The sequence below is a fragment of the Streptomyces sp. NBC_01775 genome (assembly GCF_035917675.1).
Taxonomy (GTDB): Bacteria; Actinomycetota; Actinomycetes; order Streptomycetales; family Streptomycetaceae; genus Streptomyces.
Map to the genome: position 1 here is coordinate 1,737,832 of NZ_CP109104.1, position 19,064 is coordinate 1,756,895.

A 19,064-nucleotide genomic window follows, 5' to 3' on the forward strand; every position below is an offset into this window, starting at 1 on the left:
ATCGCTGAGAGAAACGAAAGGCGCTTCTGCGGGACGTTCATCGCGTTCGTGTTGACCGCACGATCACCGTTGTTCGCGAGGAGACCGCCATGCAGAAGTCGCCCCTGAAGCCGTCGCTGACGCCGTCGCTGAAGCCTGCCGAAGCCGTAACGGAGCGTTCGGGCCGTTCGAGGCGCCGCCGCGTCGCCGCCGTCGCCGCCTGCGTGGCCGTGCTGGGGCTGTTCGGTACGGCGTGCTCCGACGACGGCGACACGAAGTCCAAGAGCTCCGAAGCCGCGGGCAGCGGCAAGACCGACGAGGACAAGCGAGTGGCGTACCACAAGTGTCTGCGCGACAACGGCCTGAAGGTGGGCGAGGCCAAGCCGGGCCAGGACGAGCGGGGCGTGTCCATCGGCGCCGACGACAAGGCGTCGGCGGAGAAGGCGATGAAGGCGTGCAGGGACAAGGCGCCGAACGGCGGCGCGGGCAAAAAGCTGTCGCAGGCCGACAAGGACAAGGCGCTCAAGTTCGCCAAGTGCATGCGCGAGAACGGCTACAACATGCCCGACCCCGAGTTCAAGGGCGGCATGCAGAAGCCCAGGAAGGCGCCCCAGGGCGAGGAGAGGCAGAAGTTCGAGAAGGCCAACAAGGCCTGTGCGGGCCTGAGCCGGTGAAGCGCTCGCGGCTGAAGCGAAGCACTGTACTGCTGGCGGCGCTGGCGATACTGGCCGTGGTGGCCGGCACCACCGCGTTCGCCACCTTGAACTCCTCCGACGGCGGCACCACCGCGCGGGACAGCGGGCTGCCCCCGGACACCGCCGCCGTCGAGCGGGGCGACCTGAGCGAGAGCACGCAGGCGGACGGAACCATCGGCTACGGGGGCGAGCGGAAGATCAACGTCGGCGGCGCCGGCACGCTGACGTGGACGGCCAAGACCGGCTCGGTGGTCAGGCGGAACGGCCGGCTGTACGCGGTCGACGGCCGTTCCGCCCGGCTGATGTACGGCTCCGAGCCGATGTACCGGACGCTGAAGGAGGGCGTCGAGGGCGACGACGTACGGCAGTTCGAGGAGAACCTCGCCGCGCTCGGCTACACCGGCTTCACTGTCGACGAGGAGTACACCGGCCTGACCGCCGACGCCGTGAAGCGCTGGCAGGAGTCGAACGGCGACGAGGAGACCGGGTCCGTGGGTCCGGAGCACCTCGCCTTCGCGTCCGGCGCGCTGCGGGTCGAGAGCACCGCCCTCTCCGTCGGCGACAAGGCCGCGCCCGGTCGGCCCGTGCTGGCCACGACCGGCTCCGAGCGCGTCGTCACCATGAAGCTCGACGTCGCGGAGAGCGGGTCCGTGAAGGCGGGCGACAAGGTCACCGTCGGCATGCCCGACGGCAGGTCGGCGCCGGGCGAGATCCGTTCCGTCGGCACCTCGGCCAAGAAGGACGGCGACAGCTCCGAGGACGACTCGGCCAAGGTCACGGTCACCGTCTCCCTTGACGAACCGGAGAAGACGGACGCGCTGGACCAGGCGCCCGTGACGGTGGATCTGAAGGGCAAGACCCGTAAGAACGTGCTGACCGTGCCTGTCGAGGCGCTGCTGACGCTGTCCGGCGGGAGCTTCGGCGTCGAGGTCGTGGAGGGCGGCAGGTCCCGTGACGTACCGGTCGAGCCGGGCCTCTTCGCGAAGAGCCGGGTCGAGGTCAGCGGCGACGGGCTGCGCGAGGGCATGAAGGTCGGGGTGCCCAAGATATGACACGGGTCGTCGGCCTCACGGGGGTCACAAAGGAGTACGCGGGCGCCGTCACGGCCCTGCGCGACGTCGATCTCGACGTCGAGGAGGGTGAGTTGGTGGGCATCGTCGGGCCGTCGGGCTCGGGGAAGTCCACGCTGCTGCACATCGTCGGGACGCTGGACCGGCCCACCTCCGGGTCGGTCGAGATCGCCGGGTTCGACGTGGCGGCGCTGTCCGATCGCGAACTGTCCGCGCTGCGGGCCCGCCACGTGGGGTTCGTCTTCCAGGCGTTCCACCTGGTGCCGGGTATCAGCGCGCAGGACAACGTGGCGGAGGGGCTGCTGTACTCCGGCCTGCCGCGTGCCGTACGGCGGCGGCGGGCCGCCGAGGCGCTGGAGCGGGTCGGCCTCGCCGACCGTGCCCGGCACCGGCCGCACGAGCTGTCCGGTGGGCAGAAGCAGCGGGTCGCCATCGCGCGGGCGGTGGTCGGCGGCCCTGAGCTGCTGCTCGCGGACGAGCCGACCGGCGCGCTGGACTCCGCGTCCGGCGAGTCGGTCATGGCGCTCCTGCGCGACCTCGGTGCGGCGGGGTCGACCATCGTGGTCATCACGCATGACGCGGAGGTCGCGGACCAACTGCCACGGCGAGTACGGCTGCGGGACGGGGCGGTGGTCGAGGACGTCATGGGGAGCGGGGCGGCTTCCGTGCGGGCCGGGTCTTCGGCGCGGGCCGGGTCGGCCGCGCAGGCCGGGGCGCCGCCGGGGGCGCCGGAGCGGCTTTCGAACGACGCCTGGGCGGGCTCCTGATGGCCCGCCGCGAACTCGCGGGCGGCAAGCTCAACCGTCGCCGGTCCGCCCGCCGCAAGCTCAGTCCGGCCCGGCTGAGCCCGCGCGACGTCCTGCACGTCGGCTCCGGCGGCCTGCGCAGCCGCCCGCTGCGCGTCGTCCTCTCCGCGCTGGGTATCGCCATCGGCATCGCCACCATGATCTCGGTGGTCGGTGTATCCGCCTCCAGCCAGGAGCAGTTGATGCGGCGGCTCGACCGGCTCGGCACCGACATGCTGGTGGCGTCGCCGGGCGAGTCGATGTTCTCCGGTGAGGAGGTGAAGCTGCCGAAGAACGCCGTCGGCAAGGTCAGCCTCATCGACGGGGTGGAGGAGGCGGGCGCGACCGGCACCGTCGACGCGTCCGTACGCCGCAACGAGAAGATCCCCGAGGAGGACAGCGGCGGCATCGCCGTCCAGGCCGCCTCCCAGGAGCTGCCGAAGGTCGTACGGGCGAAGATCGCCAGCGGCAGCTGGCTGAACAGGGCCACCGGCCGCTACCCCGCCGTCGTACTCGGTCACGTCGCCGCGCGGCGGCTCGGGGTCGGCGAGGCGGGGCAGCAAGTGTGGCTGGGTGACCGGTACTTCACGGTCATCGGCGTCCTCGACCCGCTGCCCCTGGCCCCGGAACTCGAACGCTCGGCGCTCGTCGGCTGGGACGCCGCCGAGCGGCTGCTCGGCTTCGACGGCCACCCGACCTCGGTCTACGAGCGCTCGACGGGCGACTCCGTGAGCGACGTACGCAGCCTGCTCGCGCCCACGATCGACCCGGAGAGCCCGCAGAACGTCCAGGTCACCGACCCGTCCGCGAAGCTACAGGCGCGGGCGGCGACGGAGGGCGCCTTCAGCGGCCTGCTGCTGGGGCTCGGCGGCATCGCGCTCCTGGTGGGCGGCGTCGGCGTCGCCAACACCATGATCATCTCGGTGCTGGAGAGACGGTACGAGATCGGATTGCGGCGTTCGCTGGGCGCGGCGCGGGGGCAGATCCGCGTTCAGTTCGTGACGGAGTCGCTGCTGCTCTCCGGCCTCGGCGGCGCGGTCGGCATCGTGCTGGGGGCGGCAGCGACGGGGGTCTTCGCGCACCTCGACGGCCTGCCCTGGGTCGTTCCGCTGTGGTCGGTGGCGGGCGGTTTCGGGGCCACCCTGGTCATCGGCACGCTCGCGGGTCTCTACCCGGCGGTGCGCGCGGCCCGCCTCTCGCCGACGCTGGCGCTGCACGCCGCGTAAATGCCTCCCGCCACCGGGGGGAGGCGGGAGCGGCGGCGCGATGTGCACCCCGGGGGGTGCGGGTGCACACCGCGCCTCGGGGTGGGCGGACGGGTGGTGGGTGCCGCGGCTGACCGCCGCGTGCACCGGGCTCGGGCACGGCGGTACCGCGGGCGACGCCCACGGAGCGGGAGGCCGGTCGTCGTTCACCGGCAGTTCGGCGTTCGGCGCACCCAATTCGTCCGATCCGGAACAACCTCGGCACCCACCTTGGCGTGAATATCCGCCAATTCATCAATATCCAGGGCCGACTGACCGGAATTCTCGCGTCCATCTACTGAACTCAACGCTGTCGCGGCGTGACCCACAGCACGGGACTCAAGTTCACCAAGTGACGGGTGTGGCTGGTGTGTTGACGTTGCACATGTCGCTCCGTTACGTTCCTCCAGCACTCTGAGAAATCCGGTATTCCCTGACGCCGGTTACTCAGGGAAAGTCCGTGTGGTCCTTCTGGAAGGAAAAAAATGAACGAACTGGAATCGGTCGAAGAATTCTCACTCGACCTGCGTGTCCGGCACCTGGAAACTGCCGAGTCAAGCGGCGGCATGGTCCCGACCGGTCCGGGGTCGCAGTGCGAAGGATGTGCCACGTGGGTGGGTTGCACGGTGGGTTAACCGACACCGAGCAGCACGCCTGTGGCAGACCACGCGGAGGGTGTCGCGGTCCATATCCGTGAGACTTCTGAGCCCTCCGGGTGGTCGCTTTTTTACGGAGCTGAGAGGAGGGCGCGCCGTGGAATCCCGTTCCGTGCGGAAGGTGGACGACGATGAGGCCCTGAGCCTGGCCCGCTGCGTGGCCGAGCGGCTGATGGCATCCGCCGGAGACGCCGAGCGCACTACGGATCTGGGTCAAGGTGCACCGGGCGTCGCGCTCGCCCTCCGGTACGCCGCCGAAGTCTTCGATGACGACCGCTACCTGAAGGCAGGTCACCGCCAACTGCGCCGCACCGCCGAGACAAGTGCCACCGCGCCCTTGACGTCGGCCGGGCTGTACAGCGGGACCGCCGGATTCGTCTGGGTGGTCGCCGAGTACGCCCGCCTGGAGCCGCGCTACCTCCCGACGCTCGCCACGATGACCGACCGGCTGAGCGGGCAGGCGATGGCCTTGAAACTCCCCCTCTCCGCCGGGAGCGTCGCCGACCATGACTACGACGTCATCATGGGCGCGGCCGGCCGGCTTGCCACGTTGCTCAAGGCCGCGGATGTCCTCGGCGCACCCGCGACCGGCGCCGCGCGGGAGGCCACCGACAGCCTCGTCGACTATCTCCTGGACCTGACCCACGACGACGGCGGCAAGCCCAGGTGGTTCTGCGCGCCCTCCCGCTATCCCTCCTCTCCAGGCACCGATGGGTCACCGGTCGCCCTTCCGTGGTACTCGGCAAGCTTCCCCAACGGCATGTACAACCTCGGCTTCGCCCACGGGCTGCCGGGCATCCTCGCGGCCCTCTGCCGCGCCGACGCCGCCCACACCGCGGGTGTCCCGGGTGTCTCGGGCATCGCGGGCCGGAGCGAACGGGGAGCCGCGCGGGCCCATCGGGTGCGGCAGCGGATCCGCGACATCGTGCGGCAGCTCGACGCGTGGCGCGTCGACAGAGCCGGCCATCCGACGTGGGCCAGCGCGCTGCCGCCCGACCCGGACACCGGTCTCCCCGACATCACCGCCTTCCAGCCGCCGGGCCGGGCGGCGTGGTGCTACGGCGCCCCCGGCGTCGCCGTGTCCTTGTTGTCGGCGTCCGCGGTCGGCGGCGACCCGGACGTGGCCGACCTCGCGACGGCCGCGCTCGCCGGTGTCGAACGCACCTCCGCCGAGCAGCGACGCCTGTACTCGCCCACGGTGTGCCACGGGCTTTCGGGACTGCTGGCCGTCTGCGTCCGCGCCGCCGCACAGACCCGCGCGCCGGGCCTGCGGGAGATGTGTGACGACCTCCGGTCGCGGCTTTGCGCGCACGCGGACCCGGACCATCCTTACCTGTTCGCCGAGCAGCCCGAGCCGGGAAAACTGGCGCACCGTGCCGGCCTGTTGTCCGGCGCGGCCGGAGTTCTGCTCACCCTGCTCGGCACCGTGTCACCGGTCGCGGCCCAGTGGGACGAGGTTTTGTTCCTGACCCAGTCCGACGTACGGGCGTGAATGACGGGCGTGAGAGAGACGTGAACCACCCGGCCACCGACATCTACCAGGCATGCGGCTTCTTCATGCTGCGGGCGCCCGCCCTGCCCGCTCGCCCGATGACCGAGCTGCTGAGGTCGCTGCCCGTGGCGGACGTCGACCCCGGGAATGCCGACGCCTGGCAGGACGAATACGCGGAACAGCTGCTGAAACTGTGGTGGATCCCGGGCGTGGCCGACGCCGTGCGGGTTGCCACGCCTCATCTGGCGGACGCGGTGGAGCGGTTCGACCGCCTCACCGGCAAGAACCGCCGCCGGGCCGTTCGCAGCCTGGGCCGCTACCTGAACCGGATGAGCTTCCGCTCGACCCCGTTCGGCCTCGTCGCGGGCGTGGCCACCGGCACCTTCGGCGAGGAGCAGCGCACCCGGCTCGGTCCGGCCGCCATCGGAACGGCCCGCGCACGCCCGGACTCCGGGTGGGTCATGCACCTGGTGAAGCGGCTCGCCTTCGGCGCGGAGCGCCCCCGAGACCTCCTGGTGCGGCGCAACGACCTGCTCCATGTGGGACGCGGCCGGGTGTGGCTGTCCACCGCCGGAGGCCATGGACAGCGCGAAGTGGCCGACGCACGCCCCGGCGCGGACGACGACGAGGGGGACGGCACACCCAAGGGCAGGCGCTCCCTCAGTGTGCGCCTCACGGCTCCGGTGCGGTCCGTGCTCGATCACGCCCGCACGCCGACGACGCTCGGCCGACTGACCGCCCTGCTCACCGATGCCTACCCGAACGCCGACGCTGAGCAGGTCGCGGCCCTGCTCGACGGCCTTCTCGACAGTGACATCCTCATCACCGCCGAGCGTCCCCGGCTGCTCACCCCGCCGGCCGATCAGACCGACCGGGCGGACGCGCTGCCGTACTCGATACTGCCACCCGTCACCGACCCCGCCGTCGCGCGCGCGATCGACGGTGTGGAGGCCGCGATCGGCGCGTTCAACCGGGGCGAGATCTCGGTGCCGGAACTGCTGAAGACGGCGAGCGCGCCGATGCCCGAGGCCATCGGCGGTCACTCCGGCCCGACCCTCCAGATCGACGCCGCGCTGGCCGTCGACGGACCCTTGGTGCTCCCCCGGCCGGTGGCGGCCCTGGCCGAAGAGGCCGCTCATGTGCTAGCCCGCGTGGGCACGGAGCACCGCTACCCGCCGCATCTGAGGGAGTACGCCGACGCGTTCACCGAACGGTACGGCCACCGGTCCGAGGTCCCGGTGCTGGAGGCGCTGTCCGAGGAGACCGGCCTGGGGCCGCTCCGGGGATACCAGTACCCGCGACGGGAATTCCCGCTGCCCGGGGCCGCACGGGAGCCCGCGGCCCGATCGGCACGGGAGATTGCCCTGGCCCGGCTGATCACCACGGCCCTCGCACGCCGGGAGCTGAGCGTCCACCTCGACGACCGGCTGCTCGACGAGATCGCCGACGCCTCCGCCGCCCCGGACGACGACATGCCGCCGCCGCCCGTGCTCGACCTGTACCTCCGCCTCATGGCGCCGGGCCCAGGCCGCGAGGACTGGCGCGCCGTTTGCGGCACCCCGGGGGTGGGGCTGGGCGGCCGGACCTTCGCCCGGTTCCATGACCTCCTCGACGCGAACGCCCAGTCCGCGCTGCGGGACCTGGCCGCCGCCGAGGAGCGGCGCCAGGGCGACGCCGTCTGCGCCGAGCTGGCCTACCTCCCCGAGGACGCCCGGCTGGTGAACATCTCGATACGCCCGATCGCGCACACCTGGGAGCTGCCGGTCAATGTCGCGCCCGGTCAGGACGAGGCGCACGTGATCCGCTTGGAGGACGTCCTCGTCGGCGTGGACGGTGAACGGCTCTACCTCCGCAGCCGCACACTGGGCCGGCGGCTGCACGTCACCCAGCGCACGCTGCTCAACTGGACGGGGGCGCCGAACCCGTGCCGGTTCCTGCTGGAGGTCTCCGGCGCGCTCTCGGGGCCGATCACTCCGTTCGACTGGGGAGGGCTGAGCGAGACCATGCCCTTCCTGCCCCGCGTCGAGCGGGGCAACCTGGTGCTGCGCCGCGCGCGGTGGCGGCTGCGCCAGCACGACATCGCTCCCTCCGGCGGCCATGGCCCCGGCCACGGAGCCGACGGGCCGGCCGCGTTCGCCGATGCCGTCGGCGCTTGGGGCCGGACGTGGCTGGTGCCCCGCCTGGTCACCATCGTCAGTCACGACAACACCCTGCTGCTCGACCTCACCAGCGCCCCCTCCCTGCACGAGCTGCGCGACACGCTGGCGCAGGCTCCGGAGGAAGGGATCGTCCTGGAGGAGGTGCTGCCCGCACCCGACGAGGAATTCCTGCGCGGCGCCGCCGACGAGGCGTACGCCTCCGAGGTCGTGGTACCCCTCATACGAACCAGTCAGGACCCGGGCCCGACAGCCCAGCGCGTCGGGGTCCGCCCGTCCCGCGCCCGCACCGAACGCGCACCGGACGGACAGGACAGCCAGGAAAGCCGGATCAAGCGGGTCGGCAGCGACTGGCTGGCAGTCAAGCTCTACGCCGAGCCGGACTCCCACGACACGCTGCTGGGGGTGGGCCTGGCCGACCTCGCCGAGCGAACGTCCGAACGGTACGGCGTGGCAGCGCCGTTCTTCCTGCGCTACGCCGATCCCGCGCCCCATCTGCGGGTGCGGTTCTTCGTAGCCGAGGAGGCCGCGCGCCCGGACGTCCTGCGCGAGGTGACCGCCTGGGCCCACGACCTCGCCCGGGGCGGGTACGTCTCCGACCACACCTTCGTGAGCTATCAGCGCGAGGTCGAGCGTTACGGCGGCCCCGAGTTGATCGCCGACGCCGAAGAGTGGTTCCGGCAGGACAGCACGGCCGTCATTCAGCTCCTCCGCCACCTTCGCGGCGGCGGAACCGGCCTGCCGGACCTGGGCTTGGAGCCGGACCTGGACCGGGCCGCGCTGGTCGCCCTCAGCCTCGACCAACTGTGCGCCTGCCTGATCCCCGACCCCGAGCAACGCCACGCCCTCGCCCACGCCGCGGCGAGGCGGAACGCCGGCGGCAGCGTGTACCGGACGGCCGGGCGCAGCCTGTGGACCGCCCGCACCGAGGACGGCCCGACCCGCCGACTGCTCGACCGGGCCGCCGCCACGTGGCGCCCGGCCGCACAGCAGCTGACACGGCAGATGGCCGAGCTGGAGCGGACAGGCGAACTCCGAGCGGATCGTGACCACATCGTCCTGAGCCTGCTTCACATGCACTGCAACCGCATGGGGCTCCATCGTGCCGAGGAGGAGATCTCCTACGGGGTGTGGCGACGCCTCCTCGACCGGGCCGCACACGCCTCCCGGTCAAGCTGAGCGGAGGCAGAAGGGGTGTCCGGCGGGGCCGGCGTACACCCGGGAGCCCTGCTGGCTGTGTCGCCCAGCACGGTGACCACGCCCGCGACGGCCCGGTCGAGCAGTCCGCCTTCCGCGGGACAGCCGAGCGGGAGGTAGTTGTCCGCATGGGCGTACCTGTGCGCGTGAACGACAGCGATCACGAGCAGCATCGCGCCGCACGCGAGTCGCACTGAGCGACGAGTCCCGTATCCGGCCGCTACCGAAGGCGATGGATTGGCAAGCACCGGCGGCCGGCATGCGTGATACCGCGCGTGATGGCCGGTCGCATCAGGGATGCAGTGTGATCTTTCCGAACACAGGAGTCGATTCGAGACGCTCGTGCGCGCGGTGAGCTTCGGCGAGAGGTATCTGCTCATCGATGATCGCCCGCAGGTCGCCTCGGACTGCTTGACCGAAGAGCTCGGCCGCAGCCGCCCCGACCATGTCAGCGTCGACGGAGTTGAGACTGAAGGCGAAGAGTGTCGGCGAGTTGTGGTACGTGGTCATGATGCTGCCGAAGACGTCCGAAGCCGCTGCACCTCCTGCGGATCCGACGAGCAAGTACCGGCCGTTGGGCCGCAACATCCCGATGTAGCGGCCCAGATCCACCCCGGCAACCGGGTCGACGATGATGTCGTAGGTGTCCGCGCTGCCGTCCTGGCCTGCTGTGCGGTCCTGGATATGCGCGACGCCGAGGCCCCGGAGGCGATCTCCACGCTCGGGCGAGGAAGTGATCGCGGTCACTGCGCCCCCGGACAAGGCAGCCAGCTGCGCGGCCATCAGTCCGATGCCTCCGCCGGCGCCCCTGACCAGCACCTGCTCGCCTTCCTCGACGTTCACTCTCTTCAAACCCAAACTCGCGACCAGCGCGTTCACGCCGAGCGCGACCGCGTCCGCGGCGCTGACGCCCTCCGGCAGGCGCACGACGTCGCGGGGGTCGGCGACGACCGACTCGGCGTAGGCTCCGCTTCTGGTCAGCGCGAAGACCCGCTGACCGACCCAGTGTTCATCCACTGCCGCACCGACAGCGGCGACGGTGCCTGCCGCCTCGAAGCCGGGGACGAGGCCGGGCTCGGAGAGCGGCTGGTAGTCGCCGTTGCGAGCCATGACGTCGACGTAGCCGACCCCTGCGGCTTCCACCCGGATCAGGACCTGGCCCGGCCCGGGGGCGGGTTCGGCCCGGTCGACGACCTGTAGCGCGTTGGAGTCTCCGAACGACGACACGATGACGGCTTTCATGGCCATGCCCCTTTGCCAAAATATGCCACTGGGTGGCACCAGCCTATCAGTGGCATATTCCTTGGCGGAGTGACGGTCTGTCCATCACCCCCTCGAACCCGGCACCCTGGCGTCCCGCCTCGCCGCGGGAAGGCAAAAAACAGCGCACTCGGGACGCTCTCATCGACGCCGCCCTGAAGCTCCTCCAGGAGAACGGCTTCGCCGGGACGACGCTGGACGAGCTCCGCGCCACGGTCGGGGTCTCCCGGCGGACGTTCTTCCGCTACTTCGGCAGCAAGGAGGACGTCGACGTCGAGGCGCACTTCGGACGCCTCGGGAGAGATCCCGAGTTCGTGGATGGTCCGGCTTCCGCTCGGGCGATCACTCCTCGAAGCGCCGCTTGCGCGCGTGGGTTCGCGCCTTCATTCGGTTGCCGCAGGCTGCCATGGAACACCACCGGGCGGTCCCGGGCCGGCTGTGATCGATGAGGAACAGGTTGCACTCCTCGTTGGCGCAGGCCCGCAGCCGTTGTGGCAGTTCCGTGGTGACGCGCGACCACGCGATTACGACGCGGACCGCAAGCTCCTCATCAGGCGCTGCTTCCAGTTGCCAGGACACACCCTCGGGCGAGACGGCAGGGCGAAGTCGTGCCCGGTCGAGCGCGGAGGCAAGGCTGCTGACATCTGAGGATGTCCGCCGGATCAGCAGGTGCAGCGCGTCACGTACACGGCGCAGGCGGTCGCACTCCTCCCTCGTGCCACGTCCTCCGAGCGCTCGTATCCAGTCGGCCGCCCCCTCCGCGCTCAGGGCGTCCGTGGGGTGCCCGTCGATCACCGGGGCGCTGTTGAGCACGGCGAGCAGCAGTTCCTCGTCCTCGGCCACGGCTCACTCTCCTTGACATGCCATACGGCTCTGTGCATGATCAGCATAACCTAACCAGTTAAATCTTTTTAAGGGGTTACTGTGGTCGCTGTTCATCATCGGACCGTGGACGTCAACGGCTTGACCGTCTTCTACCGGGAGGCGGGCCCGTCGGACGCCCCCGTCCTGCTGCTGCTGCACGGCTATCCGACGAGTTCCCACATGTTCCGGCGCCTGATCCCGGCGCTGGCCGGTCCCTACCGGGTGATCGCGCCCGACCACATCGGCTTCGGCCGCTCGTCGGCGCCCAGCGTGACGGACTTCGCCTACACCTTCGACGCCCTCGCCGAGGTGACTCGCGGCTTCCTGGCCGGCCTCGGCGTGCACCGCTACGCGATCTACGTACAGGACTACGGCGCGCCCATCGGCTGGCGACTCGCGCTGGCGTCCCCGGAAGCGGTCCTCGCCGTCGTCTCACAGAACGGCAACGCCTATGAGGAAGGGTTCGTGCCGGACTTCTGGGAACCCATCTGGGCCTACGGAGCGCGACGCGGCCCGGAGAACGAGGCACGGCTGCGGCCCGCTCTGGGCCGGGAAGCCGTCGAGTGGCAGTACACCCACGGTGTCCCCGACCCCAGCCTGATCGATCCCGATGCCTGGGAGCACGACCTGGCGCTCCTTGCCCGCCCAGCCGTCGACCGCGCCCAACTCGCCCTGTTCGGCGACTACCCCAGCAACCGGGCCCTGTACCCGGCGGTGCACGACTGGCTGCGGTCGAGCCGTGTCCCCGTCCTCGCGATCTGGGGCCGCAACGACGAGATCTTCGCGCCGGCCGGCGCGGAGGCGTTCCGGCGCGACGCCCCGGACGCGGAGATCGTCCTGCTCGACGGCGGCCACTTCCTCCTGGAGAGCCACCCCGACGAGGTCGCCGCCTCCATCATCCGATTCCGCCCGCGCGTACTCGGCGCACCAGTCAGTGGGTGACAGGAAGCCAGGCACCGGAGCTGTCCGGTCGGCCTTGCTGGATCAGGCAGCGGCGTAAGGTGCCGTGCTCAGCGCCCTCTCGAACCTCGGGCGCACCCGCAGGCGGGTGCTGATCTTCTCGCCGAAGATCCTGTCCGCCTTACGCCTCCCCCGCAGGGCGGCGCCGAAGGGCCACAAAACCCTCATCATCCGCACAGCACCGCATTCGGTGGGTCTACCTGCATGAACCTCACTCTCTGCGCTCATGGCCCAGTGAAATCTCAAGCCAAGGGGGCATAGCTCGGGCCTGGGGTGGAGCGCGGTGTTAGGAATAGGTCATGAAGCTGCCTTTCCGCCACGCCCGGCCCCGGGCGGAGCGCCCATCCGCAGGCTCAGGAGACAAGGGGCGTTCGCTGCTGCGCCTGCGCAGTGCGGCCGGTCAGGTGTTCATGTTGCAGGTCGTGCTGGTGCTGCTGCTGGTCGCCGCCGCGGTGACGGCCCAGCTGGTGCAGGCGCAGCGGGACGGCACGAGCCGGGCCCGGGAGAAGTCGGTCGCGGCGGCCCAGGCGTTCGCGCATGCCCCGGGCGTGGCGGAGGCGATGCAGGGCCCCCATCCGGCGAAGGAGTTGCAGCCGCGCACCGAGGCGGCCCGTAAGGACGCGGGCGTCGACTTCATCGTGCTCATGAACCGGAAGGGGATCCGATACACCCAGCCCGACCCGTCACTGATCGGGAAGAGGTTCGCCGGCACCATCGAGCCCTCGCTCCAGGGCCGCACCACCGTGGAGAAGGTCACCGGTCCCCCCACCGCAGGGGACACCGATTTCGTCCAGGCGGTGGTGCCCGTGCGGGCCTCCGACGGCACCATCGTCGGCATGTCGTCGGCCGGGCTCGCCATCAGCAGCGTCACAGGCGCGCTCAACCAGCAGCTTCCGATCATCCTCGGTGCCGGGGCGGTGGCCCTCGTGGCCGTCACCGGCGGGACCGCCCTGGTGTCCAGACGGCTGCTGCGTCAGACGCACGGCCTCGGGCCGGCGGAGATGACACGGATGTACGAGCACCACGACGCGGTCCTGCACGCGGTACGGGAGGGCGTGCTCATCCTCGGACCCGACGGGCGCCTGATACTGGCCAACGACGAGGCGCGCCGCCTGCTGGATCTGCCCGCCGGCACCGAGCGCCGACACGTGAGCGAGCTGGGTCTGGACGAGGGCGTGGCACAGCTGCTGGCCTCGGCGGAGCCGGTCACCGACGAGGTGCTGCTGTCCGGGGACCGGCTGCTGGCGGTGAACATCCGCCCCACGTCCCCGCACGGCGGGGAGCCGGGCAGCGTGGTGACGCTCCGCGACACCACCGAGCTGTCGGCTGTCTCGGGCCGCGCGCAGGTGGCGCGGGAGCGGCTGAAGCTGTTGTACGAGTCGGGGGTGCGGATCGGCACAACGCTGGACGTGGCGCGTACGGCCACAGAGCTGGCCCAGGTGGCGGTGCCCCGGTTCTCCGACCTGGCAGCTGTCGACCTGCTGGACGAGGTCGTACGCGGCCAGGAGCCGGCTCCGCAGGCGCAGCGCCGGGTGCGCCGGGTGGCGGTCAGCGACGGGTCTGCGGGGCTGCCGCTGTACGAGGTCGGGGAAGCGATCACGTTTCGGCCCGGTTCGCCGCAGGAGCGGGCCCTCGAAGCGGAGCAGGCGGTGCTGGAGCCGGATCTGCACCATGCGGAGGAGTGGGTGCGCCACGACCCGGACCGCGCGCGGCGGACACTGGAGCACGGCGTGCACTCGCTGATCACCGTCCCGCTGCGGGCCAGGGGCGTGATCCTGGGTATCGCGCACTTCTGGCGCCGCAGCGACTCGCCGGCCTTCGACGAGGACGATGTGTCCTTCTCCGAGGAGCTGGCGGCGCGAGCCGCGGTGGCCATCGACAACGCGCGCCGCTACACCCGCGAGCACACGATGGCGGTAACCCTGCAACGCAGTCTGCTGCCGCGCGGACTGCCCGAGCACGCCGCGCTGGAGGCGGCCTGGCGCTATGTGCCGGCCGAGGCGGGCGTGGGCGGCGACTGGTTCGACGTCATCCCTCTCTCCGGCGCACGCGTCGCCCTCGTCGTCGGCGACGTGGTCGGGCACGGACTCCACGCGGCGGCGACGATGGGCCGGCTGCGCACGGCCGTACACAACTTCTCCTCCCTCGACCTGCCGCCCGACGAGCTGCTCGCCCATCTGGACGAGCTCGTCGTCCGTATCGACGACGAGGACAGCCGCGCCGGCCTCGCCAGCGGGCAGCAGTACGAAGAGGTGGCCGGGGCGACGTGCTTGTACGCCATCTACGACCCTGTCGTCGGCTCCTGCACGCTGGCCCGCGCCGGGCACCACTGCCCCGCCGTGGTCTACCCCGACGGCACCGTCAGCTACGCGGACGTACCCGCGTCCCCGCCGCTCGGCCTCGGCGGCCACCCCTTCGAGACCGTGGAACTGCAGCTGCCCGAGGGCGCCCGCCTCGTGCTGTACACCGACGGACTGGTCGAGAGCCGGGACCGTGACATCGACACCGGTCTGGAAATCCTCCGCGGGGTGCTGGAGGACACGGCCGGCAGCAGCCCCGAGGAAACCGCTCGCGCGGTCGCGGACACCGTCATGCCCACGCGCCCGTCCGACGACGTCGCGCTGCTGGTGGCCCGCACCCGACGGCTCGACCCGGCCCAGGTCGCCGAGTGGCAGGTGGAGCCCGACCCCGCGGCGGTGGCGCCGGTACGAACGGAATGCGCCGCGCGGCTGCGCGAGTGGGGCATGGAGAAGATCGGCCACACCACCGAACTCATTCTCAGCGAGCTGATCACCAACGCCATCCGCTACGGCCGGTCGCCGATCCAGGTCCGGCTCCTGCACGACGACGACAGCCTCATCTGCGAGGTCTCGGACGGCAGCGGAACCTCACCGCACCTACGCCGCGCGTCCACCATGGACGAGGGCGGGCGCGGCCTCTTCCTCGTCGCCCAGTTCGCACAGCGCTGGGGCACCCGCTACACCCCGGGCGGCAAGGTCATCTGGACCGAACAGCACCTGCGCGGCGGCCCCTCCGCCCGTCCCGCCGAGCAATTGCCGACCGACGCGCTGCTGGACCAGTTCGACGACGGGGACTGGTGAGGCCCGCACCCTCCTTACGGGCCGGAGCCGGTCGACGCGTCGACCGGCTCTTCGCGATGCTCAGACATCACTCCTGAACCGAGCCGCAGCACCTGAGCAGCGCCGACAGCCGACCGTCACAAGGCCGCGCGGAAGCTGACGGCACTCCACCCCTTGACACCGCTCCCTCATGCCGTTCAGGATCCTGCCTCGTGAACCTGTCAGACAGCCAGACACCTCAAGGTATGCCCCGGCGGGTCAGCGCGATGGAAGCCGTGCTGACGCATCTGCGCGGTGCCATCGATCGCGGCGAGTACGCGGTGGGCGACAAGCTGCCCTCGGAGGCGGAGCTCTGCCGTCGCCTGGAGGTGAGCAGGCCCGTGCTCCGGGAGGCCCTGCGCGCCCTGGCGACGATGGGGCTCACGGTCTCGCGCACCGGCAAGGGCACCTTCGTCGTCTCCACCGGTCCGGAGCCGGACCCGACGTTCGGCGACTATACGGCGAGCCACCTCTTCGAGGTGCGCCACCACGTGGAGATCCCGGTGGCCGGATACGCGGCCCTGCGCCGTGCTCCCGAAGACCTCGACCGGCTCTCCCACCTGCTGGACCGGATGGAGCAGGAGACCGACACCACCGCGTGGGTGGCGATGGACTCCCTCTTCCATCTCACGGTCGCCCAGGCGTCTCAGAACCCGGTCTTCCGCAGGGTCGTCGAGGAGATCCGCGACGCGCTGGCCCACCAGTCGGCGTTCCTCAACGACGTCGGCGGACGGCGCGAGCAGTCCAACCGCGAGCACCGGGCGATCGTGGAAGCGCTCGTGGACGGCTCGCAGCGGGACGCCGTGGACGCCATGACCCACCACCTCGAACGGGTCGAGACAACCCTCGAAGCCATCGTGCGCCCCCAGCGCACCGCCCCCACCGACCCCCTCACGGAAGAAGGCGGAGAACAGGCGTGACCGAAAGAACTCTGCGGCAGACAGAACAGCAGCACACCGCCACCGCGCCCCTCGATGCCGTCGACGCCGGCGATGTCGGATACAGCAAGTCCCTGAAGTCCCGGCACGTCAACATGATCGCCATCGGTGGCGCGATCGGTACCGGGCTGTTCCTCGGTGCGGGCGGCCGGCTCGCGGGCGCCGGGCCCGCCCTCGCGCTGGCCTACGCGGTCTGCGGGCTCTTCGCCTTCCTCGTCGTACGGGCGCTGGGCGAACTCGTCCTGCACCGCCCGTCCTCCGGTGCGTTCGTCTCCTACGCCCGTGAGTTCCTGGGCGAGAAGGGGGCGTTCGTCGCAGGCTGGATGTACTTCCTGAACTGGGCCACCACCGGGATCGCCGACATCACCGCGGTGGCGACGTACACGCACTACTGGGGCATGTTCAGCGACATCCCGCAGTGGGTGCTCGCCCTGATCGCGCTCGCGGTCGTGCTGACCGTGAACCTGATATCCGTGAAGATCTTCGGCGAGATGGAGTTCTGGTTCGCGATCATCAAGGTCGGGGCGCTGGTCTGTTTCATGGCGATCGGCATCTTCTTGCTGATCACCCAGAAGCCGGTGGACGGCCACTCCCCCGGGCCTTCGCTGATCACCGACAACGGCGGAGTCTTCCCGCACGGCATGCTGCCGATGCTGCTGGTCATCCAGGGCGTCGTCTTCGCCTACGCCTCGGTCGAACTGGTCGGCATCACGGCGGGCGAGACCAGCGAGCCGAAGAAGATCATGCCCAAGGCGATCAACTCCATCATGTGGCGGGTGGCCCTGTTCTACGTCGGCTCGGTCGTGCTGCTGACGATGCTGCTGCCCTGGGACGCGTACTCCACCGACGAGAGCCCCTTCGTGACCGTGCTCTCCAACATCGGCGTGCCCGCGGCGGGCGGCGTCATGAACCTCGTCGTCCTCACCGCCGCGATGTCCAGCCTCAACTCCGGGCTCTACTCGACCGGGCGCATCCTGCGCTCGATGGCGCTGTCGGGCTCGGCGCCCCGGTTCACCGGTGTGATGAGCCGCAGCCACGTTCCGTACGGCGGCATCCTGCTCACCTCGGCCGTCTGCGTCCTGGGCGTGGGGCTCAACTACGTCGTGCCGAGCGACGCGTTCGAGATCGTGTTGAACTTCGCAGCGATCGGCATCCTGGCGACCTGGGCACTGATCATGATCAGTCATCTGCTCTTCTGGCGGAAGGCCAGGACCGGCGAGGTCGTCCGGCCCGGCTACCGGCTGCCGGGCTCACCGTGGACCGAGCTCGTCACACTCGCGTTCCTCGTCTCCGTCCTGGGCCTGATGTGGGCCGACGGCGGCGCCGGGCGGATCACCGTCATGTCCCTGCCCGGGATCGCGGTGGCGCTGGTGGGCGGCTGGTTCGTCGTACGCGGCCGGGTCCGCTCCCTCCGGGCCGCGGCTCAGGCCCAACGGGCCGTTGCCGAGCGGACCGGGGAGGAGGCATGAGTGTGATCCGTACCGCGGGCAGGAGCACGGCCGCGGTGGCGGCGCTCCCGGCGGAGCAACCTGTGACAGAGCGCCTCGTGACGGAACGGCCCTTGGCAGAGCCGCCCGTCCGCCGCTCGCCCGCCCATGTCCCGCTCGCCCAGCTGGTGCGCGGGGGCATCATCGAAGGCGTCCACCACGGCTCGGTCGTAGTACTGGCCGCGGACGGCAGCGTGCAGTTCCGGGCCGGCGATATCGAGGCCGCCTGCTACCCGCGCTCGGCGCTCAAGCCCCTCCAGGCGGTCGCCCTGCGGCGCGCCGGGCTGGAGCTGGACGGCGAGCTGCTGGCCCTCACCGCGGCCAGCCACTCGGGCGAGGCCCGGCATCTGTCCGGGGCCCGGCACATTCTGCGCCTCGCCGGGCTGACGGAGGACGCCCTGCGCAACGTCCCCGATCTGCCCTACGGCCTCGACCAGCGCGAGGAGTGGCTGCGCCGCGGGCTCGGCCCGACCCGGCTCGCCCAGAACTGCTCGGGCAAGCACGCCGCGATGCTGATGACTGCCGGGCTGCGGGACTGGCCGCTGCCGGACTACCTCGACCCCGGACATCCGCTGCAACGGGCCGTCGCCGAGGTGGTGGCGGATCTCACCGGACAGGAGATCGCCGGGGTGAGCGTCGACGGTTGCGGAGCACCGCTGTTCGCGGTGTCCCTGCACGGGCTCACCCGAGCCGTCGCACGGCTGGCGGCAGCCGCGCCGGACACCCATGAGGGCCGGGTCGCGCAGGCCATGCGGGAGCACCCGGAGATGGCCTCGGGCACCGGGCGGGACGTCGCCCTGCTGATGCGCGCGGTACCGGGCCTACTCGCGAAGGACGGTTTCGAGGGCGTGCAGGTCGCGGCGCTGCCGGACGGACGGGCTGTCGGCGTGAAGATCGCCGACGGCGCCGACCGCGCCCGGATGCCGGTGGCCGCGGCGGCCCTCGCCCGGTGCGGGGTCGACCCCGCGGCCTTGGCCGGATTCGCCGCCACGCCCGTCATCGGCGGCGGTACGGCGGTCGGCAGCCTGCGGGCCGCGGGGGCGCTCGCCGCCTCTTGAGCCGGCCTGCCTCCCCTCACCGCTGCCCCCGGCTGTCCCCCGGCAGGCCGACCTCGCATCCCCGCACAACCGCAAAACCCTCGCCCGCACCACCTGAGCCCAAG

At 71.1% G+C, this 19,064-nt stretch carries 14 protein-coding genes; 12 read left to right on the forward strand and 2 right to left on the reverse strand.

Annotation, left to right across the window (positions count from 1 at the left end; translation table 11 throughout):
• The first annotated feature begins 89 nt into the window (after positions 1 to 89).
• The 6 genes from OHB04_RS07995 (at position 90) to OHB04_RS08020 (ending at position 9,256) form a co-directional block, all read left to right on the forward strand.
• Positions 90 to 653 carry a hypothetical protein gene (locus OHB04_RS07995; RefSeq protein ID WP_326687007.1) on the forward strand — a complete coding sequence of 188 codons (564 nt, stop codon included), beginning with the start codon at positions 90 to 92 and terminating at the stop codon, positions 651 to 653.
• Positions 650 to 1,726, forward strand: coding sequence for a peptidoglycan-binding protein (locus tag OHB04_RS08000; RefSeq protein WP_326807136.1), 1,077 nt, complete (start codon positions 650 to 652; stop codon positions 1,724 to 1,726). Before OHB04_RS07995 ends, OHB04_RS08000 begins: the two co-directional genes overlap by 4 nt.
• A complete protein-coding gene (locus tag OHB04_RS08005; protein ID WP_326807137.1) occupies positions 1,723 to 2,511 on the forward strand; it encodes an ABC transporter ATP-binding protein in 789 nt (262 codons plus the stop codon). The genes OHB04_RS08000 and OHB04_RS08005 overlap by 4 nt, the downstream gene beginning before the upstream one ends.
• Entirely contained in the window at positions 2,511 to 3,755 is a 1,245-nt protein-coding gene (locus OHB04_RS08010) for an ABC transporter permease (RefSeq protein WP_326687010.1), read from the forward strand. Before OHB04_RS08005 ends, OHB04_RS08010 begins: the two co-directional genes overlap by 1 nt.
• A gap of 771 nt (positions 3,756 to 4,526) precedes the next feature.
• On the forward strand, positions 4,527 to 5,921 hold the full coding sequence (locus OHB04_RS08015) for a lanthionine synthetase C family protein (RefSeq protein ID WP_326807138.1): 1,395 nt from the start codon (positions 4,527 to 4,529) through the stop codon (positions 5,919 to 5,921).
• A 20-nt stretch (positions 5,922 to 5,941) separates the two neighbouring features.
• Positions 5,942 to 9,256: a lantibiotic dehydratase gene (locus OHB04_RS08020; RefSeq protein ID WP_326807139.1), complete on the forward strand. Its 3,315-nt coding sequence runs from the start codon at positions 5,942 to 5,944 to the stop codon at positions 9,254 to 9,256.
• A gap of 309 nt (positions 9,257 to 9,565) precedes the next feature.
• On the opposite strand, the gene OHB04_RS08025 is transcribed toward OHB04_RS08020, so the two are convergent.
• Positions 9,566 to 10,516, reverse strand: coding sequence for a quinone oxidoreductase family protein (locus OHB04_RS08025; protein WP_326807140.1), 951 nt, complete (start codon positions 10,514 to 10,516; stop codon positions 9,566 to 9,568).
• Between the two features lie 32 nt (positions 10,517 to 10,548).
• Here OHB04_RS08025 and OHB04_RS08030 point away from each other — a divergent pair, with 32 nt between their 5' ends.
• Entirely contained in the window at positions 10,549 to 10,983 is a 435-nt protein-coding gene (locus OHB04_RS08030; RefSeq protein WP_326807141.1) for a TetR/AcrR family transcriptional regulator, read from the forward strand.
• Here the strand turns inward: OHB04_RS08030 and OHB04_RS08035 are convergent.
• Positions 10,877 to 11,377 (reverse strand): CGNR zinc finger domain-containing protein, encoded by a 501-nt coding sequence (locus OHB04_RS08035; protein WP_326687014.1) that lies wholly within the window; start codon positions 11,375 to 11,377, stop codon positions 10,877 to 10,879. The two genes, OHB04_RS08030 and OHB04_RS08035, sit on opposite strands and share 107 nt — an antisense overlap.
• Before the next feature lie 81 nt (positions 11,378 to 11,458).
• Here OHB04_RS08035 and OHB04_RS08040 point away from each other — a divergent pair, with 81 nt between their 5' ends.
• The 5 genes from OHB04_RS08040 to OHB04_RS08060 all read left to right on the forward strand — a co-directional run bounded on the left by OHB04_RS08040 (position 11,459) and on the right by OHB04_RS08060 (position 18,960).
• Positions 11,459 to 12,340 (forward strand): alpha/beta fold hydrolase, encoded by an 882-nt coding sequence (locus tag OHB04_RS08040; RefSeq protein WP_326807142.1) that lies wholly within the window; start codon positions 11,459 to 11,461, stop codon positions 12,338 to 12,340.
• A gap of 317 nt (positions 12,341 to 12,657) precedes the next feature.
• A complete protein-coding gene (locus OHB04_RS08045; protein ID WP_442814791.1) occupies positions 12,658 to 15,459 on the forward strand; it encodes a SpoIIE family protein phosphatase in 2,802 nt (933 codons plus the stop codon).
• Between the two features lie 191 nt (positions 15,460 to 15,650).
• Positions 15,651 to 16,397: a FadR/GntR family transcriptional regulator gene (locus tag OHB04_RS08050; RefSeq protein WP_326807143.1), complete on the forward strand. Its 747-nt coding sequence runs from the start codon at positions 15,651 to 15,653 to the stop codon at positions 16,395 to 16,397.
• An 11-nt stretch (positions 16,398 to 16,408) separates the two neighbouring features.
• Entirely contained in the window at positions 16,409 to 17,884 is a 1,476-nt protein-coding gene (locus tag OHB04_RS08055) for an amino acid permease (protein WP_405807589.1), read from the forward strand.
• Entirely contained in the window at positions 17,881 to 18,960 is a 1,080-nt protein-coding gene (locus tag OHB04_RS08060) for an asparaginase (protein ID WP_326807144.1), read from the forward strand. Before OHB04_RS08055 ends, OHB04_RS08060 begins: the two co-directional genes overlap by 4 nt.
• Positions 18,961 to 19,064: the final 104 nt, after the last annotated feature.